The sequence below is a fragment of the Pimelobacter simplex genome (genome assembly GCF_024662235.1).
In the GTDB taxonomy this organism is placed as follows: Bacteria; Actinomycetota; Actinomycetes; order Propionibacteriales; family Nocardioidaceae; genus Nocardioides.
In genome coordinates this window covers 2,810,433-2,832,855 of sequence record NZ_CP096276.1, presented here as the reverse complement: position 1 = coordinate 2,832,855, position 22,423 = coordinate 2,810,433, and the positions used below count along the sequence as shown (strand labels likewise).

Sequence of the window (22,423 nt, the reverse complement as noted above, 5' to 3'; positions counted from 1 at the left end):
GGGTTCGTCGTTGTCAACGGGCGCCTGGGGGAGTTACTTCCCATTGGTTAGTACGCACTTTGAGGTAAGGTACTTCCGTGGGAGAGAGTGCTACGGCCGAGCAGCCGATCTTCGAGCAGTTCCCCGGCGGGGTCTTCCCGGCCGCCTGCTCCAGCCGGGTCCTGCTCGACCACGTGATGAGCAAGTGGGGCGTCCTCGTCCTCGTGTCCCTCACCGACGGCACCCAGCGCTGGAGCGACCTGCGCCGCCGGGCCCAGGGGATCAGCGAGAAGATGCTGGCCCAGACGCTGAAGACCCTGGAAGCCGACGGCCTGGTCCACCGCGAGCAGCAGCCGGTCATGCCGCCCCGGGTCGACTACAGCCTGACCCCGCTGGGCGAGGAGCTCGCCGAGGTGCTCGTGCCGCTGCTGCGGTGGGTGGGACGCAACGCCGACGAGATCATCGGCTGATCATCTGTTCCTGACCACGTCGACCCGGGAGACGCTCAGGTAGGTCACCGTGGCCAGGATCGCGCCGAGGAACAGCACGCTCGTCCCCGCGGTGCCCAGGCCCAGCCCCTGCTCGCGGGCCGGGGTCGCGAGCCAGTCACCGATGTTGGCCCCCAGCGGCCGGGTCAGGATGTAGGCCAGCCAGAAGGTGAGCACCGGTCCCGCTCCGAAGCGCCAGGCGGCGGCGATCGCCGCGATCAGCCCGAGCGGCAGGAGCACCGCCTGGCCGGGACCCCAGCCGGTCAGGTCGAGCGTCCAGTCGCCGACCGCCGTACCGAGGGCGAAGGTGACCAGGACCGCCAGCCAGTAGAAGGTCTCGCGCGCGGTGGTGTCGATGTGGTGGATCGAGAGGGTCCGCTCCTTGCGGTACCAGAGCGCGAAGACGCCGGCGAGGAGCACCGCGAACGCCGTGGAGCTGATCCAGAGCGGGACGCCGAGCTGGTCGGTGAGGATGTCGGTGTAGAGCGTCCCGGTGATGCTGACCACCACGACCGCGAGCCAGTAGACCGGTGCCTTGTACGCCGGGAGCCGCATCTGCGCGTAGAGCACGGCGCCCAGGAGGACGGTGAAGAGGAGCGCGGTGTTGACGAGGCCGACGCCGAGCGTCCCGTTGATGTAGTCCGCGAAGCTCTCACCGACGGTGGTGCACAGGATCTTGATGATCCAGAACCAGACGGTGACCTCGGGGACCTTGTTCAGCAGCCGACGCGACATCAGGGGTGTCGCCGCAGAGAGATGAGTTGCCATGCCGCCGAGCATCGGTGGGCGAACCTGACAGCGACCTGACCACGGCGATCACCGAGGTCACCGAGGTCACCGAGGTCACCGCGATCACCGGGGTGCGGCCGGAAGGGTGAGCACGAACCGGGTATGCAGCGGACCGTCGGCGACCGCGACGTCGCCACCGAGGCTCCGTGCGATCCGGCGGGCGAGGGACAGGCCGAGACCGGTGCCGCTCGGGCCGCTGTCGCCGCCGCTGCTGCTGCCGGTGCGGCCGGGCTCGAAGATCGTCTCGCGCTCGTCCGGCCGTACGCCCGGGCCGTCGTCGTCGACGCTCACCGCGACCAGGCCGGGGCGCACGACCCGGGCCGAGACCTCGATCCGGCCGGCCGCGTGGCGCCGGGCGTTGTCGAGGACCGGCGCGAGCGCGCGGACCACGAGCGGGGCCGGGACGAGCACCTGGATCGTGGGATCGACGTCGACCACGAGCCCGACATCGCGATCGGTCTCGGCGCCGGCGGCGGCGAGCGCCTCCTCGACGGCCTCGCCGAGGGCGCAGCGCTCCGCCGCGCCGGTGCCACCCGCGGCGCGGGCCAGGTCGAGCAGGTCCTGGATCGCGGCGCCCATCCGCCGGGCGGCCTGGGCGATCTCCTGGAGGCTCTCCTCCAGGCGGGGCGGGAGGTCGTCCTCGAGCAGCGCGAGGTCGGCATTGGCCTGGACGGCGGTGAGCGGCGTGCGCAGCTCGTGGGCGACCTCGGCAGTGAGTCGTTGCTCGGAGCGGATCGCGGCGGAGACCCGGTCGAGGAGGCGGTCCAGGGTCCGGCCCAGGCCCGCGATCTCGCCGTTGCCCGAGCCGAGGTCGAAGCGCTGGCCGAGGTCGTGCTCGCTCCAGTCGTCGGCGGTGCGGGTCATCTCCGCGACGGGCGCGAGCGCCCGGCGGGCGACCCACCAGGTGAGCCCCGACGCCAGCAGCACCATGAGGATGCCCGCACCGATGCAGACGAGCAGCGCCAGGCGCTCGCTGCGCTCGTACGGCGCCAGCCGCTCGGTGAGCACGACGACGCCGGTGACCCGGGTCCCGCCGGGGCCCGCGACGGTGAAGGGCTCGGCGCGCAGCCGGATGTCGTCGGTCCCGGCCGGGGTCAGGTTGCGGGGGCGTCCGGCGGTCGCCAGGTCGGCGTACGTGTCGCGGTCGGCGTCGGGGACGCTGCCGGCGGTGAGCGTCCCGGTGCCGTCGTACACGGCGACGCCGGCGGCGAGCTGGTCGGCCGGCGCGTCCGGACGCCCCTGGTCGTCGACGGTCAGCGCCGAGACGACGGCGGCGCTGCGGTCGGCGAGCACCCGGTCGATCCCGCGGTTGGTGGACTGGGCGAGGACGAGCTGGACGAGGACCGTCAGCGCGATCACGGCGAGCGTGGTGATCGAGGCGGTGAGTGCGACGAGCTGGGTGCGGAAGGAGTCCCCGGCGCCCCGCCACCGGCTCATGCGGGTGCGCTGCCCGGGTGCTGGATTCGGTAGCCCACACCGCGCACCGTCTCGATCGTCGCCGGCGAGCCGACCTCCGCGAGCTTGGCGCGCACCCGGCGCATCAGCGAGTCGACGGTGTTCTCGCTGACCGCGGCGCCGTCGGGCCAGGCGGCGCCGACGACCGCGCGCCGTCGTACGACCTCGCCGGGGCGGGCCGCGATCGCGGCGAGCATCCGGAACTCGGTGGGGGACAGCAGCACCTCGCGCCCGGCCACCCGCAGCGTGTGGGCGGCGGCGTCGAGCTCGATCCCGGTACCGTCCGGGCGCGGCGCGACCTGGCGGTGGTGCCGGCCGCGACGGCCGAGGACGGCGACCCGGGCGAGCAGCTCCTTGACCTCGAACGGCTTGGTCACGTAGTCGTCGCCCCCGGCGCTGAAGCCCGAGAGCCGCTGGTGGACGGCGTCGAGCGCGGTCAGGAACAGCACGGGCGCCTCCTGCCCGGCGGCCTGGAGCGCCTGGCAGACGTCGCGGCCGTCGGCGTCGGGGAGCCCGATGTCCATCACGACCACGTCGAGCCCGGCGGTCGCGCCGAACCGGCTCATCGCCTCGGCACCGTTGTGGGCCAGGACCACCTCGTGCCCGTCGAGCTCGAGCGCGTGGCGCACGACGCGCCGCAGCGCGGGGTCGTCCTCGCAGACGCCGACGGTCAGCCTCACGCGCCCATGATGGACGATCGCGTCAACCAGGCGGTGAGACCCGCCGCAAGACCGATCCGCCGGGCGAGTACGCGGGCCCGCTCCAGGTCGGCCCGGGTCGGGGCCGGACCGTCGCCCATCACGGCCCGGTGCTCGACCCGGCCGGCGTAGTCGTTGGTCCCGCCGAGGTGGATGCCGAGGGCCCCGGCGAACGCCGCCTCGACCGGCCCGGCGTTGGGGCTCGGGTGACCGGAGGCGTCCCGGCGCCAGGTGCGCCAGGCGCTCGCGGGGTCGTCGCCGAGGACGACGGCGAGGGCCGCCGTGAGCCGGGCGCCCGGCAGGTTGAGCAGGTCGTCGAAGCGTGCCGCCGCCCACCCGAAGCGCTCGTAGCGCGGGCTGCGGTGGCCGACCATCGCGTCGAGGGTGTTGGCGGCGCGGTAGCCCAGCAGGCCGGGGATCCCGGCGATCGCGCCCCACACCAGCGGGGCGACGACGGCGTCGGAGGTGTTCTCGGCCAGCGACTCCAGGGTCGCCCGGACGATCCCCGCCTCGTCGAGCTGCGAGGTGTCGCGGCCGACGAGGTGGGTGAGCTGGACCCGGGCCGCGGGCAGGTCGCCGGCGGCCAGCAGCCGACCGACCTCGGCCGCCTCGCGGTCGAGCGACGTACCGCCGACGACGGCCCAGGTGGCGGCGGCCGTCAGGAGGGCGCGGGGGACGGGGCGTCGTACCTGCTCGGGGGCGAGGGCCAGCGCCACGGTGCCGCCGACGAGAACCCCGACGTGGACGACGCCCGCGACCCGGTCGTCACGCCAGGTCCGCTGCTCCAGCGCTGCCGCCGCCCGGCCGAAGCCGGCGACGGGATGGCCCCGCCGCGGATCGCCGAGGAGGCGGTCCGCGGCGAGGCCGAGGAGCAGTCCGGTCGCGGTACCGCGGCGTCGTCCGCGCCGCCGGCTCACAGGCTGGCGGCGAGGGCGCGGCGCTCGGCGTCCGCGGTGGCGCGGTCGTAGAGCTTGCCGACCAGACCGGTCAGCACGACCCCGATCACGCCCCACAAGGTGGCGAGGGTGAGCAGCGAGGAGCGGCGGAAGTACCAGAGGGTGTCGGCCGGGAAGGTGCCCAGCTCGTCGACCGTCGGCAGCAGCGCCGCGGTCACGCCGACCACCACCAGGTAGCCCGCGCCCGCCAGCACGATCGCGGTGAAGGCGTCGAGGCGCTGGCTGAGCCGGCGCGCGATGACGACCGCCGCGATCGCGGCGAGGACCGAGACCAGGAGCATCCCGAAGTACTCCGTGGTCCGGCTGTTGATCGTGTCGGGGTCGCCGACCGCCGGCGGCGTCGCCGGGTACTTGAGGAACGGGACCAGCGCGATCGAGACGAACCCGATCAGCGCCACCAGCGCCGTCGACCCCCGCGCACGGAGGCCGCCGAGACGACCCACGACCGCGGCCGCGGCCAGCGCGGTGAGCCCGCCCAGCGCCGTACCGATGGCGAGGGTGCCGGTCAGCAGCCCCCAGCTCTTCTGGTTCTCCCGGGAGATCTCGACCATCCCGGACTCCTCGTGCTCGGCCTCCTCGGCAGCCGGGGCCGGCGCGGGCTCCGCCGCGGCCTGGGCCTCCTCGAGCGCGATCGCGTCGTCCACGTGCGGCTCACCGAGGGCGAACGCCACCGCGAACGTGAACAGGCCGGCCACCAGACCGGCGATGAGGCCGCGCAGCAGGAACGCCGCCGGCGTCAGGGCAGACTTCTCCCCAGGAACGGTGCTCGTCATGATCCCCGCCGCTCAGTGGCAGGGGTAGCCCAGCAGGTGCCGGGCGTCGTGGACCCACTCGTGCACGGCGTTGCCCGCCGGGATCGAGATGGCACCCTGGTCAGCGCTCACGAAGAAGATCGCCAGCATCGCCAGCAGACCGAAGAAGACGACCCACGTACCCAGCTGGAGCAGCGGCACGGTGGGGAGCTGGATGGCCGGCGCGACCGGAGCAGCAGACGACTGCGACATGGATCCTCCTGAGGGATTCTGCGTCCCTGTGACGTAGTGATGAGGTGGCAGGCCTTCGGGTCTGACTCCACCGCTCTCGTCCTCACGTCGGAGGCGGTGTCACAGTAGCGCGACTGTGCCGGAATCTCACCGGCTTCCTCGAGCCTGCAAGTACGGACTCTAGGGCAATTCCGCCCCGCCCGGCAGGGGCGGATTGGTGGGTGGACGCCCTCAGTAGCCCACCAACGTCGGCGCCGCCTCGATCGCCCGCACCGCCTGCGGCGTACTGGTGAGCGTGACGGTGCCCGGAATCGTCCGCCACGGCCCCGCGCCGTCGAGGCGGAAGGCGCCGGTGAAGGTCGTTGCGAGGCTCGGGTGGTAGCGGCCCTTGCGCTCGTAGCGGTGGGTGATCCGGAGCCGGGGGTAGGGGGCGCCGGGGTCGGTCGTGGTCCTTGTCGTCTTGTCGCCGTAGCGCCAGGTGAAGGTGGCGGGGGTTGCGCGGATCGTGACCTGGCGGCCGAGGAGGGTGACGGTGCGGGTGAGGGGGCGGGTGTTGGGTGTGAAGAAGTTGGTGTCGAGGTTGACGAGGGTGAGGCCGTCGGGGGGTTGGATGACGAGGGTGGGGCGGGGGAGGGGGAGCTCGGCGAAGGCGTGGCGGATGTCGGTGAGGGTGAGGGTGGGTTGGTTGGGGGTGGGGGTGGTGCCGGGGCAGAAGGTCGCCTCAGAGACGCCGCGGATCTCGTCCGTGAGCTGATCTGCTCCGGCGCATGCGCCTATTCCGAGGATGATCGCGGGCGATGAGGGTGAAGGTGCACCTTGGCCCGAGGTGCTAGCAGGGTTTGCCGGGTTGCTCTCTGTCTTCTGAGCTGATCCGACAACGAAACTGTCAGGTCCGGCTGATCCGGAGACGGGCGGAGTCGGGTCGACTGCGCCGAGGGCAAAGACCAGCGCGACTAGCGCAGTCACGGCGCTCATCGCAGATCCAGTGCGTCAAGACGCCAGCGTTCTTCGTTGACCCACAATGCGTAGGCCGTGAAGTGATTCACGCCGGCGGACGGGCTGGAGGTCGATCCGCCTCCGTCGAGAATCGTCTGGTCGTCGTGGGTGACCTCCAACTCAAGTCTGAAGCCGAGTGCCGCCACGCTGTCTGCTTTGAGCTCTGCGACCTCCGTGATGCGCACCGTGTTCTCGCCACCGATGATCGCTCCGCCTGCACGGTAGTGCTCGCGGATATCGCGAACGAGTCCCATGCACACGTCGCAGGTCGCGGCTGACGTTCGCTGCAACCGCCTTACGTCGCCGGTCGCCTGCGCGTAGTTCACCAACTCCCAGTAGTACCCGACGAACGCCCGAGCCCCGGCCTCACTGGCCTCCCGCGCCGCCGCCGGCAGCACCGGCACCACTGGACCAGGGGCCGCAGTCGGCGACCCGCTGGCAGTCCCGTCCGCCGAAACGGACGCCGACCAAGTAGGCCCAGGATCAGGCGGGTCGGCGTTGCAGCCCCCCACCCCCGCCCCCAGTACGACGAGCGCCAACGCCACCACACAACGCCGGCGCCGCGCGCGCAGCGCCGCAGACCAACCCAAAAACAAAGCCATCAAAGGTCCTCCCGAGAGACCGTGCCCGGACCAGGCACCCGAGGACGCTAACCGCGCGCCCCCGCCGCGCGACACACCTGTTCGCAGACCGTCGATAACTCGCCTAGGGTCCGGGCATGGCGATTGCCGAAGAGCTCGTCCTGATCGCGGTCGATCCGATCAAGCGCCGCAGCCTGCTCGGGTCGGGGGCGGCGGATGCGGTGGTGGGTGGGGCGGTGCTCGTGGACCTGGTGGTGGCGGAGCGGTGCGAGGTGGACGGGCCGGCCAAGAAGGCTCGCGTCCACACCACCAGTACGACGCCCCTGGGCTCCCCGGTGCACGACCGGGCGCTGAGCAGGCTCAAGGTCGGGCAGCGGCAGGCGGCGTCGCGGTTGGTGCCGCGCCTGGGCAAGGGCGCCCACGCGGGGGCGCTGGCTGCGCTGGTGGCGGAGGGTGAGCTGGCGGCCACCCGGCACAAGCGGCTGGGCTTCCTCACCGTCACCCGGTACGACATCCCCGATCCCGCCCGCCGCGACGCCCTCGTCGCCGAGGTACGACGGGTGCTCGTCGGCGAGGTTGAGCCCGACGAGCGCACCGGGCCGCTGGTGGGCCTGGCGTCGGCGGGGGACCTGGTGAAGCACCTGGTGCCGGGCGAGCAGCGCAAGGCGGCGACCCGGCGGGCCAAGACGATCGCCAAGGGGGACTGGGCCGGGACGGCGGCTGCGGCGGCGGTGGCTGCGGCGAGTGCGGCGGCGACGGCAGCTGCCACGGCGGCGATCGTCGCGGCGTCGGCCGCCGGTGACGGTGGCGGCGGGAGCGCCTAGCCCGCGTCTCCCAGCGCGGCGAGCAGGCGGTCCGTCTGCTCCGCCCCCCGTACGGCGATCCGCACCCACGTCCCGTCCAGCCCCGGGAACGTGTCGGCCCGTCGCAGCGCGATCCCCGACGACCGGAGCCGCTCGTGGACGCCGGCTCCGACGCGCGCGAGCACGAACGACGCCGACGACGGCAGGTGGTGGATGCCGAGCTCGGAGAGGCCGTGCTCGAGGTGCTTGCGCCACTCCTCGATCTCGCAGGCGCGGCGGTGGGCCTCGTCGAGGGCGGCGGGGGTGAGGCAGGCCTCGACGGCGGCTGCGGCGGTCGTGCCGACGGACCACGGGGTCTGGGCGCGGGCGAGGCCGGCGACGACGGCGGCGTCGCCGACGACATAGCCGGCGCGGACGCCGGGGATGCCCCAGTGCTTGGTCAGGGAGCGGATCACGAGCAGGCCCGGCACGCGCTCGGCGGCCAGGGAGGCGGGTTCGCCGGGGACGCAGTCCATGAACGCCTCGTCGACGACGACGAGGCGACCCGGCCGGACGAGGGCGAGCAGCGAGGCCGCGGGGTGCAGGACGCCGGTGGGGTTGGTCGGGTTGCCGACGACGACGAGGTCGGCGTCGTCGGGCACGGCGGACGCCGACAGGACGAACGGCGGGGCCAGCACGACCGGGGTCACGGTGCGGCCGGCCTGCTCCAGTGCGGCGTGGGGCTCGGTGAACTGGGGGTGCACGACGACGGGACGCCGCCACGGGCGCAGCCGGGCGACGAGCGTGAAGGCCTCCGCGGCGCCCGCGGTGACGAGGGCCTCGTCGAGGGGACGGCGGTGGTGGGCGGCGACGGCGGCCCGGGCGCGGTCGGCCGAGGGGTACGTCCCGACCTCGGCCAACGAGGCGAGCAGGGCCGCGTCGAGCCACGGGGGGCGCGGGCCGTCGTACACGTTGACGGCGAAGTCGAGCGTGGCGCCGCGCGCCTCGACGTCGCCGTGGTGCCGCAGGGGGTCAGCCACCGTGCACCGCCGCCGCGAAGCGCTCGGCGAGCTGGGGGTGTCCCGCCCAGTGCGTGTGCAGGTACGACGCGTGGAGGCTCGCCGACGCGAACCCGACCCCCGCGCCCTCGACCGTCCAGGCCGGGGTCGCGCCGACGCCCGGCGTCACCGTCGTGCGGTGGAACTCGTGCCCGGTCACCGTCTCGCCGGCGCGCGTGAGCAGCGTGTCCGCGGCGCCCGTCGCGGTGGGGTAGCGCAGCGTCAGGCGCGGGGCCATCGCGGCGTCGGCGTCGAGCACCCCCGTCATCGGTACGCCGTCGAGCGTGCGGCACAGGTAGAGCAGGCCCGCGCACTCGGCGACGGTGGGCAGCCCGTCGAGCACCGCGGCCCGGATCTCCGCCAGGAGCGGGGTGTTCGTCGACAGGTCCGCGGCGTGCACCTCGGGGAAGCCGCCCCCCAGGTAGAGCCCGGACGTCCCGCTCGGCAGCGCGGGATCGAGCGCCGGGTCGAAGGGGACGACGTCGCAGCCGAGCCCGGTGAGCAGCTCGGCGGTCTCGGCGTACTGGAAGGTGAAGGCGCGACCGGCCGCCACGGCCACCGTGCGCCGCGGCCCGGACCAGGCGGCGGACGCGGGCGGCGCCCAGGGGGTGGCGTCGAGCGCGGGTGCGGACCGGGCGATCGCGAGGACCGCGTCCAGGTCCACGGTGTCGGCGACGACCGACGCGAGCCGGGCGACGACCTCCGCGGACTCGCCGCGCTCGGCGGCGGTGACCAGGCCCAGGTGCCGTGAGGGTGTGGCGATCGTGGCGTCGCGCGGGATCACGCCGAGCACCGGCAGCGAGATCGAGGAGCGGACCTCGTCCGCGTGCCGGATCGACCCGGCCTGGTTGAGGATCACCCCCGCCACGGAGACCGTCGGGTCCCAGGTCGCCATGCCGTGCACGACCGCGCCGATCGAGCGCGACGAGCGGGAGATGTCGACGACGAGCACGACGGGCGTGCGGGTCAGGGCCGCGACGTGCGCGGTCGAGGAGAAGCCGTCGCCGCCGATCCGCCCGTCGTACAGGCCCATCACGCCCTCGACCACGGCCACGTCGGCGCCGGCCGCGCCGTGCAGCAGCAGGGGGGAGACCAGGGACTCCCCGACGAGGTGCGGGTCGAGGTTGCGTCCCGGCCGGCCGCAGGCGAGCGCGTGGTAGCCCGGGTCGATGTAGTCCGGACCGACCTTGTGCCCGCTCACGGCGTGCCCCGCCGCCGCCAGCGCGGCCATGAGGCCGGTGGCCACGGTCGTCTTGCCCTGGCCCGTGGCCGGGGCGGCGACGACGACGCGGGGCAGCGGAGTCACCACTCGATGCCCTTCTGGCCCTTCTGGCCGGCGTCCATGGGGTGCTTGACCTTGGTCATCTCGGTGACGAGGTCGGCCAGCTCGATGAGCCGCGGGTCGGCCCGGCGGCCGGTGATCACGACGTGCTGGTGACCGGGCCGGTTGGCCAGCGTCTCGACGACGTCGTCGATCGAGACCCACCCCCAGTTGATCGGGTAGGTGAACTCGTCGAGCAGGTACAGGTCGTGCGTCTCCGCGGCCATCCGCCGCTTGATCTCGGCCCAGCCCTCGGCGGCGTCGGCGGCGTGGTCCTCCTCGGACCCGGCCTTGCGCGACCACGACCAGCCCGAGCCCATCTTGTGCCACTCGATGCCGAGCTTCTCGAACGCCGTCTGCTCGCCCAGGCGCCACTTCGCGGACTTCACGAACTGGAACACCCCGATGTTCCAGCCCTGGTTCCACCCGCGCAGGGCCAGGCCGAAGGCGGCCGTGGACTTCCCCTTGCCGTCGCCGGTGTGCACCATCACGAGCGGCCGGTTGCGGCGCTGGCGCGTGGTCAGCCCGTCCTGCGGTACGACGAGCGGCTTGCCCTCAGGCATGGTTCCTCCAGGTGTCGTGGTGGATCGCCTCGGCCAGCGGCCGGCGCGAGCGCCAGCCGAGCCGTTCGAGGTCGGGGACGGTCTCCAGGTGGCTCACGGTGCCCAGGCAGAGCCAGGCGACCGGGCGGACGTCGTCCGGGATCCCCAGCAGGGACTGGAGGAACTCCTCGCGGTAGAACGACACCCAACCCACGCCCAGCCCCTCGGCGGTCGCGGCGAGCCAGAGGTTCTGGATGGCGAGGATGGTGGAGTAGAGCCCCGCGTCGGCGATCGCGTGCCGGCCCAGGACGTGCGTCCCGCCGCGCGCCTGGCTGTGCGTGACGACGACACCCAGCGAGGACTCGCAGATCCCCTCGACCTTGATCTTGTCGAACGTGTCGCGCCGCTCGGGCGGGAGCGAGGCCGCGAAGACGTCGCGCTCGGACGCCACGTGGTCGCGGAACGTACGGCGCAGTGCGGGATCCCGCACCACGACGAAGTCCCACGGCTGGGTCATCCCGACGCTGGGGGCGCGGTGCGCGGCGTCGAGGACGCGCAGCAGCACGTCCTCGGCCACGGGGGACCCGGTGAACTCGGCGCGGACGTCGCGGCGGCGCGCGATGACGTCGTACAGGGCGGCGGTCATGCGGCTCTCCGCGCGGCGTCCACCAGCGCCTCGGCGCTGACCTCGCCGACGGGGACGTGCTCCGCGCCCAGGTGCTCGGCGAGCGTGACGGCCAGCCCCATCCGCATCGGACCGCTCTCGCAGTCGACGACGACGCTGGTCACTCCGGTCTCGGCCAGGATCCCCGCCGCCCTGCGGGATCGCGCGACCGCGTCGGCCCCCGAAGTCGCCCGGCCGTCGGTGACGACGACGAGCAGCGCGCGGCGCTGGGGGTCACGGGTGCGCTCGACGGTGAGCAGGTGCGCGGCCTCGAGAAGTCCCTCGGCAAGGGGCGTTCGTCCCCCTGCGGGCAGCTCCTCCAGCCGCTGCGCGGCCGCGTCGACCGAGTGGGTCGGGGGCAGCGCCACCTCGGCCTCGGCGCCGCGGAAGGTCACCAGGCCGACCTTGTCCCGGCGCTGGTAGGCGTCGAGCAGCAGGCTGAGGACGGCGGTCTTGACCTGCTCCATCCGCCGCCGTGCGGCCATCGAGCCCGAGGCGTCCACGCAGAACAGCACCAGGTTGGCCTCGCGCCCCTCCCGGACCGCGACCCGCAGGTCGGCCGGGCGCAGCACGAGCGGTCCGCTGCCGTCGCGCCCGCGCGCCCGCTGGTGGCCCGCCGAGGCACGGATCGTCTCGGTCAGGTGGATCGCACCGCCCTGGCCCGGCAGCGGCGTGGTCGCGCCGATCCGCCGGCCGTTGGTGGTGCGCGCACGGCTGCGGCGGCCGGCCGTGCCGGTGCCGACGCCGCGGACGGTCAGCAGCCGGGTGCGGTACGTCGCTCCGGTGCCCGCGACGCTGCTGGGGGCCGGAGCCGGGGCGTCGCCGCCGTGGTCGGCGGGAGACGGCGGAGGAGCAGGGGACTCCGGGGCCTCCGGGGCCTCGGCGGCCGGCCCGTCCGCCGGGTCGCCGTCGGGCTCTCCGTCCCCGTCGCCGCCGGGCGCCGGTCCGTCGGGGTCAGCGTCGGGACCGTCGGGCTCCGGATCAGGCTCGGGCGGCAGGTCGTCCTCGCCCCCGAGCGCCTGCTCGAGCAGCTCGTCGTCCAGGCCCGGCGCGTCGAACGGCTTGCGCCGGCGCCGGTGCGGCAGCGCGAGCCGGGCCGCGACCCGGATGTCCTCCAGGGTGACCTGGGTGCGGCCGGACCAGGCGGCGTGGGCGACGGCGGTCCGGGCGGTGACGATGTCGGCACGCAGGCCGTCCACGTCGAAGGCCGCGCAAACCTCGGCGATCTTGAGCAGCCCGGCGTCGGTGAGCTGGACGGAGCCGACGAGGGCCTGGGCGTCCGCGATCCGCGAGCGCAGCGCGGCCTCGGCCTCGGCGTAGCGCGCGCAGAAGCCGGCGGGGTCGGCGTCGTAGGCCATCCGGCGGCGGACCACCTCGGCCCGCAGGGCGGGCTCGCGCGGGGCGGCGACCTCGACGGTGAGGCCGAACCGGTCGAGGAGCTGGGGCCGGAGCTCGCCCTCCTCGGGGTTCATGGTGCCGACGAGCACGAAGCGCGCCGCGTGCTCGACGGAGACGCCGTCGCGCTCGACGGTCGCGCGGCCCATGGCGGCGGCGTCGAGGAGCAGGTCGACGAGGTGGTCGTGGAGCAGGTTGACCTCGTCGACGTAGAGGAGGCCGCGGTGGGCGCGCGCGAGCAGGCCCGGCTCGTACTCGGCCTTGCCCTCGGACAGTGCGCGTTCGAGGTGCAGCGAGCCGAGCACGCGGTCCTCGGTGGCGCCGACGGGCAGCTCGACCAGGCGCACCGGGCGGGTCTCGGTCGCCGCGTCGGGGCCGAAGGGACCGTCGGGGGAGAGCCCGGAGTCGCGCGGGTCGGACGAGAACCGGTCGCCCGCGACGACCTCGATCGGCGGCAGGACGGCGGCGAGGGCGCGCACGATGGTCGACTTCGCGGTGCCCTTCTCGCCGCGGACGAGGACGCCGCCGACCTCCGGGGCGATCGTCGTGAGGATCAGCGCGAGGGCCATCGGGTCGGGCCCGTCGGGCCCATCGGCTCCGACGACCGCGCTGAAGGGGAACTGCTGGCTCATCGCAGACGCTCCTTTCGGGTGACGCGTTCGGTGGAGTAGAGGTACGACTCGGCGTCAGAGGTGGACGCCAGGGCCGGGCCGACGAGGATCACCGCGGCCTGGCGCAGGCCGGCCTCCTCGACGAGCGCTGCGATCGTGCCGACGGTGCCGCGCAGGACGAGCTCGTCGGGCTGCGAGGCGCGCGCGACCACCGCGACGGGGCAGTCGGCGCCGTAGAACGGGTCGAGCTCGGCCATCAGCGTGCGGGTGCGGGTGATCGCCAGGTGCAGCACGAGCGTCGCCCCCGTCGCGGCGTACGCCGCCAGCGACTCGCGCTCGGGCATGGCCGTCGAGCGGGCCTGGGTGCGAGTGAGCACGACCGACTGTGCGAGCAGGGGGACGGTCAGCTCGCGGCCGACCGTCGCCGCCGCCGCGGCGTACGCCGGGACGCCGGGCGTGACGTCCCACGCGACGCCCGCGGCGTCGAGCCGCCGGGTCTGCTCGTGCAGCGCGGAGTAGAGCGACGGGTCGCCCGACGTCAGCCGTACGACGTCGAGCCCGGCCGCGTGCGCCTCGACCATCGTGGCGGTGATCCGGTCCAGGTCGAGCTCCTGGGTGTCCACGCGCCGCGCGTCGGGGCGGCAGTGCGCGAGCACCTCGGCGTCGAGGTAGGTGCCGGGGTAGAGGACGACGTCGGCGGCGCCCAGCAGCGCCGCGGCCCGCAGCGTGATGAGGTCCGCGGCGCCGGGTCCGGCGCCCACGAAGTGCACGGTCACGGTTGCGGCTCCTTGGTCCAGGTCCACTGGACGACGGCGCGGGCCGGCGTCCAGCCGGTGAACCGTCCGCCCAGGGGGGTGACGTGCTCGACCGCGAGCCGGGTCAGCTCGCCGCCGTGGGTGTGGAAGGCGTCGACGAGGAGGCGCTCGGTCTCCAGCGTCACGCCGTGCGCGACGAGCCGTCCGCCGGGGGCGAGGGCGTCGCGGCACAGGTCGAGCAGGCCGGGGGCCGTGGCGCCGCCGCCGACGAAGACCGCGTCGGGCCGGGGGAGACCGGCGAGTGCGTCGGGGGCGCGACCGGTGACGACCTCCAGGCGCGGGACGCCCAGCGTGGCGGCGTTGCGGCCGACCCGGGCCGCGCGCTCGGGGTCGGCCTCGACCGCGACGGCCGCGGTGAGCGGGTGCGCACGCAGCCACTCGATGCCGACCGACCCGGCTCCCGCGCCGACGTCCCACAGGAGCGCCCCGGGAACCGGCGCCAGCCGGGACAGCGCGCTCGCGCGCACGTCGCGCTTGGTGAGCTGGCCGTCGTGCTCGAAGGCGTCGTCGGGCAGGCCCGGCGTCCAGGACGCGGGTCCGGCGCCCGCCACCTCCAGCGCCAGGACGTGCAGTCGCGGGACCACCGTGCCGGGCCCGGGGTACCGGGTGTGCGTCTCGTCGGCGCTGCCGAGGTCACCGAGGACGTGGATCGCGGTGGCGGCGAAGCCCGTCTCGTCCAGGATCGCGGCGACCGCCGCGGGCGTGCTCTCGTCGGACGACAGCACCAGCAGCCGGCGTCCGGGCGCGAGCTCGCGGCGCAGCGCGTCGGTGTCGCGGCCGACCAGCGTGACGACGGCGGACTCCTCGGCCGACCAGCCCATCCGGGCGCGGGCGAGCGAGACCGACGAGACGGCGGGGACGACGGCGACGGCCTCCGCGCCGAGCATCCGGATCAGCGTGGTCCCGATCCCCGACACGAGCGGGTCGCCCGAGGCGAGGGCGACGACGGTGCGCCCGGCGTGCTCGCGCAGGACGTCCGGCAGGGCGGCCAGCGGCCGGGGCCACGGGCGGCGTACCTGACCGGGGACGGCGGGCACGAGCGCCAGGTGCCGCTCGCCGCCGAGCAGCACCTCGGCACTGCCCACGAGGGCGCGGGCCTCGGGGTTCAGGTGACCGTCGGCGCCGATGCCGACAACGGTGATCGTGGGCGTCAGTCCACCCATCGCGGCGTCCAGACCGTGCCGTTCGGCTCCACGCGCGTGCTGGAGGCGCCGATGATGAGCAGGCACTTCATGTCGATGCTGTCGGTGTCGAGCGCCCCGAGCGTCGTCACGGTCAGCGACTCCTCGGCCCGGCCGACGTCCCGGCCGACGACGACCACGGTCTCGGAGGAGCGGTGCTCCAGCAGGATCTTCTGGGTCTCGACGACCTGCTCGCGCCGCGAGCGCGAGGCCGGGTTGTAGATGCCGAGCACCAGGTCGGCGTCGGCGATCGCGCGCAGCCGGCGCTCGACGACGGGCCACGGCTTGAGCCGGTCGGACAGGCTCACCACCGCGAAGTCCGCGCCGATCGGCGCACCGGCCCGCGCGGCGACGGCCTGGACCGCGCTCACGCCCGGCAGCACCCGCACCGGGACGCCCGCGTGCTCGGGGTGCTGGGGATCGGCGGCGGCCTCGAAGACCGCGGCCGCCATGCCGAAGACGCCCGCGTCGCCGCCGGACACGACCGCGACGCGCTCCCCGCGCAGGGCCAGGTCGAGCGCGAACCGGGCCCGGTCCACCTCGACGGTGTTGCCCGAGGCGTGGCGCTGGAGTCCCTCGCGCTGCGGCACCCGGTGGACGTACGGCGCGTAGCCGACCACGTGGTCGACCTCGGCCAGCGCGGCGCTCGCCTCGGGCGTCAGCCACCCGTCCGGGCCGGGGCCGAGCCCGATCACCAGCAGCTCCGCGCTCTGCGGTTTGGTCCCAAACCGCATGTTTTCGGGGTCAGAACCTGCGGTTTGGGACCAAACCGCATGCTCGCGCATCCGCTCAGCGGATGCGGGGCCCGCCGAGTCGCCGGGCACGACGATCAGCGAGAAGTACGGCACCGCGTCGGCGTCGACGTCGGCGACCGGCAGCCAGCGCTCCTCGGGCTGCGAGGCGCGCTCGACGTAGAGCGCGCCCTCCAGGCGGCCGGCCTGGGCGAGGGCCGATCGGACGGCAGGGAAGGTCCGCCCGAGCTTCATGATCACCGCGCCGTCGGTGTCCGCGAGGCGGCGGGTGAGCTCGGCCTCGGGGAGCGTGCCGGGCAGCACGGTGAGGACGTCGTTCTGGCGCACCAGCGGCGCCGGGACGGTCGCGGTCGCCGCGGCGAACGCCGGGACGCCCGGCACCACCTCGACGTCGAAGCGGTCGCGGAAGCGGTCGACCAGGTACATCGACGAGCCGTAGAACAGCGGGTCGCCCTCGGCCAGCAGGACGACGTCGCGGCCTGCGTCGAGGTGCGCGGCCAGCCGGGCCTCGCACTCGTCGTAGAAGTCGGCGAGCGCGCCGACGTACCCGCCGGGGTGGTCGGTCGCGCCGGTGGTGACCGGGTAGCGCAGCTCCTCCTCGACCGCCGTGGCGGGGATGAGCTCGGCCGCGATCCGGCGGGCGTGGGACTCCTTGCGGACGCCCGCGTGGAACGCGATGACGGGCGCGGCGCCGATCAGCCGCTCGGCCTTGCGGGTGATGAGCTCGGGGTCGCCGGGGCCGATCCCGACGACGAGGAAGCGGCCGGGCACGGTGCTCACTCCTCCTCCTGGGCCAGCGCGTTGACCGCCGACGAGGCCATCGCCGAGCCGCCGCGGCGACCGCGCACGGTGACGAAGGGGATGTCGATGCCGTGCTCGCCGGCGAAGGCCGCGAGCGCGTCCTTGGACTCCGCGGCGCCGATGAAGCCGACCGGGCAGCCGACGATCGCGGCCGGACGCGGTCCGCCGTCGAGGATCATCTCCAGCAGGTGGAAGAGCGCGGTGGGGGCGTTGCCGATCGCGACGACCGCGCCGTCGAGCAGGGGCTCCCACAGCGACACGGCGGCCGCGGTGCGGGTCGTGGACCAGCGCCGGGCCAGCTCGGGCACCCGCTCGTCGGTGAGGAAGCAGTGCACCGGGTTGTCGGCCGGCAGGCGGCCGGCGGTGATGCCCATGGCGACCATCCGCGCGTCGCACAGGATCGGTGCGCCGGCGGACAGGGCGCCGCGCGCCGCGGCGACCAGGCCCGGGTGGATGACGAGGTCGTCGACCAGGTCGGTCTGGCCGCTGCCGTGGATCATCCGCACGGCGACCTTCTCGGCCTCGGCGGGCACCCGGTCGAGCGCGGACTCGCGGCGGATGGTCGCGAAGGAGTCGACGTAGATCGCCGGACCGTCGGCGATGTAGTCGTACCGACGAGGCGGAGCGGTCAGGTCGGTCATGAGTTCTCCTCGGGGATCAGCACGCCGTGCCACGGGGTGACGACGACGGTGCCGGCGGTCCAGCCGGCGATGGTCGAGAGGGTCAGCCCGTCGTCGCCGACGGCGACGTGCTCGCCGCCGGGGACCGGGCCGAAGGGGAGGGGGCCGGTCGCGACGTCGGCGCCCGCCGCCACCCCCGCCGGTACGACGAGCGGCGCGGCCAGCTCGTCGACGTGCCAGGCCGCGTCGGGTCCGGTGCCACGGGCGGCCAGGAAGCGGTGGGCGAGCGCGGCGAGGGCCGCGGGGGCGTCGGCCAGGGCGACCACGTCGCCGTACGCCTCACCGATGCGGAGCTGGGCCCGCTCGGCGTCGAGCGCGACCAGGCCGAGGTCCTTGTGCCGGTCGGCGAGGTCGCCGCGGCCGTCGTCCAGGGTGAGCAGGAAGCGTCCGGGCAGGGCGGCCAGCGCGGGGTCGCCGAGCAGGAGCGCGTCGAGCGCGGCGAGCACCGGGCGCAGGTCGGCGCGGCCCCCGGTGAGCCCGGTCTGGGGGGAGACCAGGACGTTGCGGACCCGGTCGTGCTCGCGCGAGGGCAGCAGGCCGGTCGCCTCCAGCGCGGCGAGCGCCGGCTCGGCCAGCGTGCCGTCGGCGCCGAGGGGCATGGCGCGCACCTGGAGGTTGGCCCGGCCGGTGAGCCGGACCCGCCCGTCGCCGTACTGGTCGGCGACGGCGGCGAGCGCGCGCAGCGCGCTGAGCCGGACCTGACCGCCGGGCACCCGGATCCGGACCAGGCCGCCGTCGTCGGCCGGCCACGGGTGCACGATGCCGGGGCACCGGTCCGGACGGCTGCGCGCCATGGGTGGAGTCCTTCGAGGCCGGGGCTCCTCGCGATCGCCCCCATCGACCTCACGGCGGTTGTGCCGCAAGGGCCAGCAGGTCTTCGGACTCGGGATCACCCGGCCCGGAGCGTCTTCCCAGATCCCCGAGGAGATCCAGTGACGTCGTGCTCCGTCCGTCACCCACACCGCTGCGCGTCAGTCCCGGACTCTCACCGGGTTCCCGTCGACTGGCAGCGGTCACTCTAGCAATCCGGTTCTGTCGCCCGTCCTCGGTAGCCTGACCGGCATGCCTTCCCTCGAGGACGTCGTCGCCCTGGTCCACGGCTGGTACCCACCCGCCACGGCCGACAGCTGGGACGCCGTCGGGCTCGTCACCGGCGACCCGGCCCAGCCGGTCAAGAAGATCCTGCTGGCGGTCGACCCGGCGCCCGCCGTCGCCGCCGAGGCCGCGGAGTGGAAGGCCGACCTCGTGATCGTGCACCACCCGCTGTTCCTCAAGGGGGTGCACGGCGTCGCCGCCACCACGCCCAAGGGGCGCACCCTGCACACCCTGGTCAAGGCCGACTGCGCGCTGCTGACCGCCCACACCAACGCCGACCAGGCGCTCGGTGGGGTCTCCGAGGCGCTCGCCGTGGCGCTGGGGCTGACCGACCTGCGCCCGATCCTCCCCGCGCCCGAGCAGCCGCTCGACAAGCTCACCGTCTTCGTCCCCGCCGACGCCGCGGCGCCGGTCCGGGCCGCGATCGCCGAGGCCGGCGCGGGACGCATCGGCGACTACGACTTCGCCTCCTTCACCAGCGCCCCCGGCGAGGGCCGCTTCCGCCCGCTCGACGGCGCCAACCCGATGATCGGCACCGTCGGCGAGCTCGAGACCGTCGCCGAGGTCCGCATCGAGGTGGTCCTGGCCCGCGACCTGCGCCCGGCCGTGGTCCGCGCGATGCTCGCGGCGCACCCCTACGAGGAGCCGGCGTACGACGTCGTCGAGCTCGCCGACCCGGCCCTGGCCGAGACCGGCACCGGTCGCGTCGGCGTGGTGCCGCCGACCACGCTGGGCGAGTTCGCCGAGGTGGTCAAGAAGGCGCTGCCCGAGACCCACGGCGGCGTCCGCGTCGCCGGCGACCCGGACCGCCCGGTCAAGCGGGTCGCGGTGTGCGGGGGCGCGGGCGACTTCCTGCTCGACCGCGTCGCGGGCCTCGGCGTCGACGTCTACGTCACCAGCGACCTGCGCCACCACCCGGCCGCCGAGTTCGTCGAGAAGGGCGGCCCGGCGCTGGTCGACGTGGCCCACTGGGCCGCGGAGTGGACCTGGCTCCCAGTGCTCGCCGAACGCCTCCGCGAGGCCCTTGGTGACGCTGTGGAGACCCGGGTGAGCGCGGCCGTCACGGATCCCTGGACAATGCACCTGTGAACGCCGATCCCGCAGCCCAGCTCCGCCTGCTCGACCTGCAGGCGCTCGACTCCCAGGTCGACCAGCTGCGCCACCAGCGCAGCAACCCCGTGGAGGCCGCGGAGATCAAGGACCTCCTCGGCAAGCGCGCCGACGTCGACGGGCGACTGCGCGACCAGCGGATCGTCGTCGACGACCTCGCCTCGGCGCAGGCCAAGGCCGACGCGGACGTCGAGCAGGTCAAGGCGCGGCGCACGCGTGACCGCGACCGGATGGACTCCGGCGCCATCACCAACCCCAAGGACCTCGAGCGCATGCAGCACGAGCTCGCGTCCCTGGAGCGGCGGATCTCCACGCTCGAGGACGAGGAGCTCGAGGTCATGGAGCAGCTCGAGGAGGCCCAGTCCGGGCTCGCCGAGCTGACCTCCGCGATCGAGGACCTCGACAGCCGCCTCGGCGTGCTCACCACCTCCCGCGACGAGAAGGGCGCGACGATCGACGCCGAGAGCGCCTCCGTCGCCGCCGGCCGGGCCGCGATCGTGGCCGAGATCCCGGCCGACCTCGTCGCCCTCTACGAGAAGCTCCGCGCCAGCAAGGGCGGCGTCGGCGTCGGCGCGCTCCAGGCCCGCCAGTGCGGCGGCTGCCAGCTCACCCTCGACGCCGGCGAGATCGCCGAGATCCGGGCGACCCCGGCCGACGTCGTGCTGCGCCACGAGGAGTGCCAGCGGATCCTGGTCCGCACCCCCGAGAGCGGCATCTAGTGCCGAGCCCCGCCGCGGTCGTCGTCGAGGCCGACGGCGGGTCGCGCGGCAACCCTGGTCCCGCCGCCTACGGCGCGGTGCTCCGCGACGCCGCCACCGGAGCGGTCATCGCCGAGGACGCCCGCACGCTCGGCGTCGCGACCAACAACGTCGCCGAGTACTCCGGCCTCGTCGCCGGGCTGCACCTCGCCGTGGACCACGCGCCGGGCGCGCGCGTCGAGGTGCGGATGGACTCCAAGCTCGTCGTCGAGCAGATGTCCGGGCGCTGGAAGATCAAGCACGCCGACATGCGCGCGCTCGCGGCCGAGGCGGCGGCGATCGCGCCCGCCGGGACGACGTACACCTGGGTGCCGCGGGCCGACAACGCCCACGCCGACCGGCTCGCCAACGAGGCGCTCGACGGCGTCCGCGAGGGCGTCACCGTGGCCGGCGGCGCCAGCGTCCCCGGCGACGGCATCCCCGACGAGCCCGAGTCCGCGGCCGAGGAGGCGTCCTCCCCGGCGACCGGTCCCGGCCAGCCGACCACCATCGTCCTGGTCCGCCACGGCGTCACCCCGCACACCACCGGCCGCCGCTTCTCCGGCGGCCTCGGCGGCGACAACCCGTCGCTGTCCGACGAGGGCCGCGCCCAGGCCGCCGAGGTCGCGGCCTGGCTCACCGAGCTGCGCGACAGCATCGACGTCGTCGTGGCCTCGCCCGTGCGCCGTACCCGCGAGACGGCCGACATCATCGGCGCCGTCCTCGGCCTGCCCGTCGCCGAGGAGCCCGGCTTCGCCGAGATGGAGTTCGGTGAGTGGGACGGCCTCACCTTCACCGAGGTCGCCGAGCGCGACAAGGACCGCCTCGAGGCGTGGTTCGCCGACATGGCCTCCCCGCCGCCGGGCGGCGAGTCGTTCGTCGCCGTCCGCGAGCGCGTCCTGGCCGGGCTCGACCGGGTGCTCACCGAGCACGCCGGGCGCACCGTTGTCCTGGTCAGCCACGTGACGCCCATCAAGACCCTCGTCGCGCACGCCCTCGACGCCCCGCTCGAGACGCTCTTCCGGATGGAGCTCGCCCCGGCCGCCGTGTCGGTGCTGGCGTTCTACCCGGACCCGCGCACGGGCGAGCAGAAGGGCTCGATGAGGTTCTTCAACGCGCTCGCGCCCGGACGCCGGACGCTGCGCGACACCGGCCGCTGGTGAGGCCCGGGCTCAGAGCTCGCTGACGACGACGTCGAGCTGCGTGCCGTTCTTGCCCGGCGCGCCCACCTCGACGACCCACCCCAGCCGCTCCAGCACCTCGGCGAGCGCCGCAGGCGTGCGCGGGTCGGCGCCGTCCTCGAGCAGGGCCCGGACGATCCGGCCCTTGGTCGCCTTGTTGAAGTGGCTGACCACCTTGCGGGTGCCCTGGTGCTCGTGCAGCACGCGCACGGTCGCCACCCGCGGGGCGAGCTCGGGGCCGGGCTTCCAGAAGTTGGCGTACATCCCCGAGCGCAGGTCGACCAGCAGCCCGCGGCCGAGGGCGGCGGTCATCACCGGCGGCAGTGCCTCGCGCCAGGTCGCGGCGACCGGGCCGAGGTCGGGGAGCGAGGCGTCCCCCGAGAGCCGGTACGACGGGATCCGGTCGCCGAAGCGCACCATCCCGAACAGGCTGGAGGCCACCGCCACCCGCGTCGCCGTACGGCGCTTGGCCGCGGCCGACAGCGTCGCGACGTCGAGGGCGTCGTACAGGACGCCGGTGTAGATCCGGTCGGCCCGCGCGGTCGGTGCGTCCGGCAGGTCGGCGTTGCGGTCGACGAGGTCGAGCTGGCCCGCGGACAGGCCGAGCACCGCGGCCGCCTTGGTGGCGTCGTCGCGGCACAGCGTCACCAGCGCGTCGAGCACCCGGCGGCGGGCATCGGTCAGCTCGGGGAGGGACAGACCGGCCAGGTCGAGCGCCGCCCCACGCTTCGGAACGGACTTGCCCTCACTCGGCGGCAGCAGGATCAGCACGG

22 protein-coding genes, 1 pseudogene and 1 riboswitch are annotated in these 22,423 nt (G+C 74.7%); of the genes and pseudogenes, 5 read left to right on the top strand and 18 right to left on the bottom strand.

Annotation, left to right across the window (positions count from 1 at the left end):
* The first annotated feature begins 77 nt into the window (after positions 1 to 77).
* Entirely contained in the window at positions 78 to 449 is a 372-nt protein-coding gene (locus M0M48_RS13920) for a winged helix-turn-helix transcriptional regulator (RefSeq protein ID WP_257751603.1), read from the top strand.
* Here M0M48_RS13920 and M0M48_RS13915 read toward each other — a convergent pair whose 3' ends face one another.
* The 8 genes from M0M48_RS13915 to M0M48_RS13880 form a co-directional block, all read right to left on the bottom strand.
* On the bottom strand, positions 450 to 1,235 hold the full coding sequence (locus M0M48_RS13915; RefSeq protein ID WP_257751602.1) for a COG4705 family protein: 786 nt from the start codon (positions 1,233 to 1,235) through the stop codon (positions 450 to 452).
* A gap of 84 nt (positions 1,236 to 1,319) precedes the next feature.
* The gene (locus tag M0M48_RS13910; protein ID WP_257751601.1) at positions 1,320 to 2,693 is read right to left on the bottom strand and encodes a sensor histidine kinase; all 1,374 of its coding nucleotides are present in this window, start codon (positions 2,691 to 2,693) and stop codon (positions 1,320 to 1,322) included.
* Positions 2,690 to 3,391 carry a response regulator transcription factor gene (locus tag M0M48_RS13905; protein ID WP_257751600.1) on the bottom strand — a complete coding sequence of 234 codons (702 nt, stop codon included), beginning with the start codon at positions 3,389 to 3,391 and terminating at the stop codon, positions 2,690 to 2,692. Before M0M48_RS13905 ends, M0M48_RS13910 begins: the two co-directional genes overlap by 4 nt.
* Positions 3,388 to 4,326, bottom strand: a complete 939-nt coding sequence (locus M0M48_RS13900) for a cobalamin biosynthesis protein (RefSeq protein ID WP_257751599.1) — start codon at positions 4,324 to 4,326, stop codon at positions 3,388 to 3,390. The genes M0M48_RS13905 and M0M48_RS13900 overlap by 4 nt, the downstream gene beginning before the upstream one ends.
* On the bottom strand, positions 4,323 to 5,138 hold the full coding sequence (locus M0M48_RS13895; RefSeq protein ID WP_257751598.1) for a CbtA family protein: 816 nt from the start codon (positions 5,136 to 5,138) through the stop codon (positions 4,323 to 4,325). Before M0M48_RS13895 ends, M0M48_RS13900 begins: the two co-directional genes overlap by 4 nt.
* Positions 5,139 to 5,150: 12 nt before the next feature.
* Positions 5,151 to 5,369: a CbtB domain-containing protein gene (locus tag M0M48_RS13890; RefSeq protein WP_038679931.1), complete on the bottom strand. Its 219-nt coding sequence runs from the start codon at positions 5,367 to 5,369 to the stop codon at positions 5,151 to 5,153.
* 210 nt (positions 5,370 to 5,579) lie between these two features.
* The gene (locus M0M48_RS13885; protein ID WP_257751597.1) at positions 5,580 to 6,323 is read right to left on the bottom strand and encodes a hypothetical protein; all 744 of its coding nucleotides are present in this window, start codon (positions 6,321 to 6,323) and stop codon (positions 5,580 to 5,582) included.
* The gene (locus M0M48_RS13880; RefSeq protein WP_257751596.1) at positions 6,320 to 6,751 is read right to left on the bottom strand and encodes a DUF6318 family protein; all 432 of its coding nucleotides are present in this window, start codon (positions 6,749 to 6,751) and stop codon (positions 6,320 to 6,322) included. The genes M0M48_RS13885 and M0M48_RS13880 overlap by 4 nt, the downstream gene beginning before the upstream one ends.
* 311 nt (positions 6,752 to 7,062) lie before the next feature.
* Between M0M48_RS13880 and M0M48_RS13875 the strand changes: the two genes are divergently transcribed.
* The gene (locus M0M48_RS13875) at positions 7,063 to 7,749 is read left to right on the top strand and encodes a GOLPH3/VPS74 family protein (RefSeq protein ID WP_257751595.1); all 687 of its coding nucleotides are present in this window, start codon (positions 7,063 to 7,065) and stop codon (positions 7,747 to 7,749) included.
* Here M0M48_RS13875 and M0M48_RS31075 read toward each other — a convergent pair.
* From M0M48_RS31075 to M0M48_RS13825, 9 genes and pseudogenes are all read right to left on the bottom strand, one after another.
* Positions 7,746 to 10,074, bottom strand: a pseudogene (locus M0M48_RS31075) (cobyrinate a,c-diamide synthase). The gene M0M48_RS13875 and the pseudogene M0M48_RS31075 sit on opposite strands and share 4 nt — an antisense overlap.
* The gene (gene cobO, locus M0M48_RS13860; RefSeq protein ID WP_215817023.1) at positions 10,068 to 10,649 is read right to left on the bottom strand and encodes a cob(I)yrinic acid a,c-diamide adenosyltransferase; all 582 of its coding nucleotides are present in this window, start codon (positions 10,647 to 10,649) and stop codon (positions 10,068 to 10,070) included. The pseudogene M0M48_RS31075 and the gene cobO overlap by 7 nt, the downstream one beginning before the upstream one ends.
* A complete protein-coding gene (gene bluB / locus M0M48_RS13855) occupies positions 10,642 to 11,274 on the bottom strand; it encodes a 5,6-dimethylbenzimidazole synthase (protein WP_215817022.1) in 633 nt (210 codons plus the stop codon). The genes cobO and bluB overlap by 8 nt, the downstream gene beginning before the upstream one ends.
* Entirely contained in the window at positions 11,271 to 13,319 is a 2,049-nt protein-coding gene (locus M0M48_RS13850) for a VWA domain-containing protein (RefSeq protein WP_257751592.1), read from the bottom strand. The genes bluB and M0M48_RS13850 overlap by 4 nt, the downstream gene beginning before the upstream one ends.
* Positions 13,316 to 14,074, bottom strand: a complete 759-nt coding sequence (locus M0M48_RS13845) for a cobalt-precorrin-4/precorrin-4 C(11)-methyltransferase (protein ID WP_257751591.1) — start codon at positions 14,072 to 14,074, stop codon at positions 13,316 to 13,318. Before M0M48_RS13845 ends, M0M48_RS13850 begins: the two co-directional genes overlap by 4 nt.
* Positions 14,071 to 15,276, bottom strand: a complete 1,206-nt coding sequence (gene cbiE / locus M0M48_RS13840) for a precorrin-6y C5,15-methyltransferase (decarboxylating) subunit CbiE (protein WP_215817020.1) — start codon at positions 15,274 to 15,276, stop codon at positions 14,071 to 14,073. The genes M0M48_RS13845 and cbiE overlap by 4 nt, the downstream gene beginning before the upstream one ends.
* A complete protein-coding gene (gene cobJ, locus M0M48_RS13835; RefSeq protein ID WP_374587364.1) occupies positions 15,264 to 16,817 on the bottom strand; it encodes a precorrin-3B C(17)-methyltransferase in 1,554 nt (517 codons plus the stop codon). Before cobJ ends, cbiE begins: the two co-directional genes overlap by 13 nt.
* Before the next feature lie 5 nt (positions 16,818 to 16,822).
* Entirely contained in the window at positions 16,823 to 17,488 is a 666-nt protein-coding gene (locus M0M48_RS13830) for a precorrin-8X methylmutase (RefSeq protein ID WP_215817018.1), read from the bottom strand.
* Positions 17,485 to 18,321, bottom strand: a complete 837-nt coding sequence (locus M0M48_RS13825) for a nitrite reductase (protein ID WP_257751589.1) — start codon at positions 18,319 to 18,321, stop codon at positions 17,485 to 17,487. Before M0M48_RS13825 ends, M0M48_RS13830 begins: the two co-directional genes overlap by 4 nt.
* A gap of 57 nt (positions 18,322 to 18,378) precedes the next feature.
* Positions 18,379 to 18,550: riboswitch (cobalamin riboswitch) on the bottom strand.
* A 39-nt stretch (positions 18,551 to 18,589) separates the two neighbouring features.
* Here M0M48_RS13825 and M0M48_RS13820 point away from each other — a divergent pair.
* The 3 genes from M0M48_RS13820 to M0M48_RS13810 are packed head-to-tail and all read left to right on the top strand — an operon-like array spanning position 18,590 to position 21,632.
* Positions 18,590 to 19,711 (top strand): Nif3-like dinuclear metal center hexameric protein, encoded by a 1,122-nt coding sequence (locus tag M0M48_RS13820; protein WP_257751588.1) that lies wholly within the window; start codon positions 18,590 to 18,592, stop codon positions 19,709 to 19,711.
* Positions 19,708 to 20,451: a zinc ribbon domain-containing protein gene (locus M0M48_RS13815; protein ID WP_257751587.1), complete on the top strand. Its 744-nt coding sequence runs from the start codon at positions 19,708 to 19,710 to the stop codon at positions 20,449 to 20,451. The genes M0M48_RS13820 and M0M48_RS13815 overlap by 4 nt, the downstream gene beginning before the upstream one ends.
* Positions 20,451 to 21,632 carry a bifunctional RNase H/acid phosphatase gene (locus M0M48_RS13810; protein WP_215817015.1) on the top strand — a complete coding sequence of 394 codons (1,182 nt, stop codon included), beginning with the start codon at positions 20,451 to 20,453 and terminating at the stop codon, positions 21,630 to 21,632. The genes M0M48_RS13815 and M0M48_RS13810 overlap by 1 nt, the downstream gene beginning before the upstream one ends.
* Before the next feature lie 9 nt (positions 21,633 to 21,641).
* Here the strand turns inward: M0M48_RS13810 and yaaA are convergent, their stop codons facing one another.
* Positions 21,642 to 22,421 carry a peroxide stress protein YaaA gene (gene yaaA / locus M0M48_RS13805; RefSeq protein WP_257751586.1) on the bottom strand — a complete coding sequence of 260 codons (780 nt, stop codon included), beginning with the start codon at positions 22,419 to 22,421 and terminating at the stop codon, positions 21,642 to 21,644.
* Between the last annotated feature and the right edge of the window lie 2 nt (positions 22,422 to 22,423).

Bases quoted from the DNA above. Each gene is read 5' to 3' on its own strand.
- M0M48_RS13875 (WP_257751595.1), top strand. From the start codon at position 7,063: ATGGCGATTGCCGAAGAGCTCGTCCTGATCGCGGTCGATCCGATCAAG.
- M0M48_RS13890 (WP_038679931.1), bottom strand. From the start codon at position 5,369: ATGTCGCAGTCGTCTGCTGCTCCGGTCGCGCCGGCCATCCAGCTCCCC.
- cbiE (WP_215817020.1), bottom strand. From the start codon at position 15,276: ATGGGTGGACTGACGCCCACGATCACCGTTGTCGGCATCGGCGCCGAC.
- M0M48_RS13910 (WP_257751601.1), bottom strand. From the start codon at position 2,693: ATGAGCCGGTGGCGGGGCGCCGGGGACTCCTTCCGCACCCAGCTCGTC.
- M0M48_RS13830 (WP_215817018.1), bottom strand. From the start codon at position 17,488: ATGACCGACCTGACCGCTCCGCCTCGTCGGTACGACTACATCGCCGAC.
- M0M48_RS13885 (WP_257751597.1), bottom strand. From the start codon at position 6,323: ATGAGCGCCGTGACTGCGCTAGTCGCGCTGGTCTTTGCCCTCGGCGCA.
- M0M48_RS13825 (WP_257751589.1), bottom strand. From the start codon at position 18,321: ATGGCGCGCAGCCGTCCGGACCGGTGCCCCGGCATCGTGCACCCGTGG.
- M0M48_RS13850 (WP_257751592.1), bottom strand. From the start codon at position 13,319: ATGAGCCAGCAGTTCCCCTTCAGCGCGGTCGTCGGAGCCGATGGGCCC.
- M0M48_RS13895 (WP_257751598.1), bottom strand. From the start codon at position 5,138: ATGACGAGCACCGTTCCTGGGGAGAAGTCTGCCCTGACGCCGGCGGCG.
- M0M48_RS13820 (WP_257751588.1), top strand. From the start codon at position 18,590: ATGCCTTCCCTCGAGGACGTCGTCGCCCTGGTCCACGGCTGGTACCCA.
- M0M48_RS13915 (WP_257751602.1), bottom strand. From the start codon at position 1,235: ATGGCAACTCATCTCTCTGCGGCGACACCCCTGATGTCGCGTCGGCTG.
- cobO (WP_215817023.1), bottom strand. From the start codon at position 10,649: ATGCCTGAGGGCAAGCCGCTCGTCGTACCGCAGGACGGGCTGACCACG.
- bluB (WP_215817022.1), bottom strand. From the start codon at position 11,274: ATGACCGCCGCCCTGTACGACGTCATCGCGCGCCGCCGCGACGTCCGC.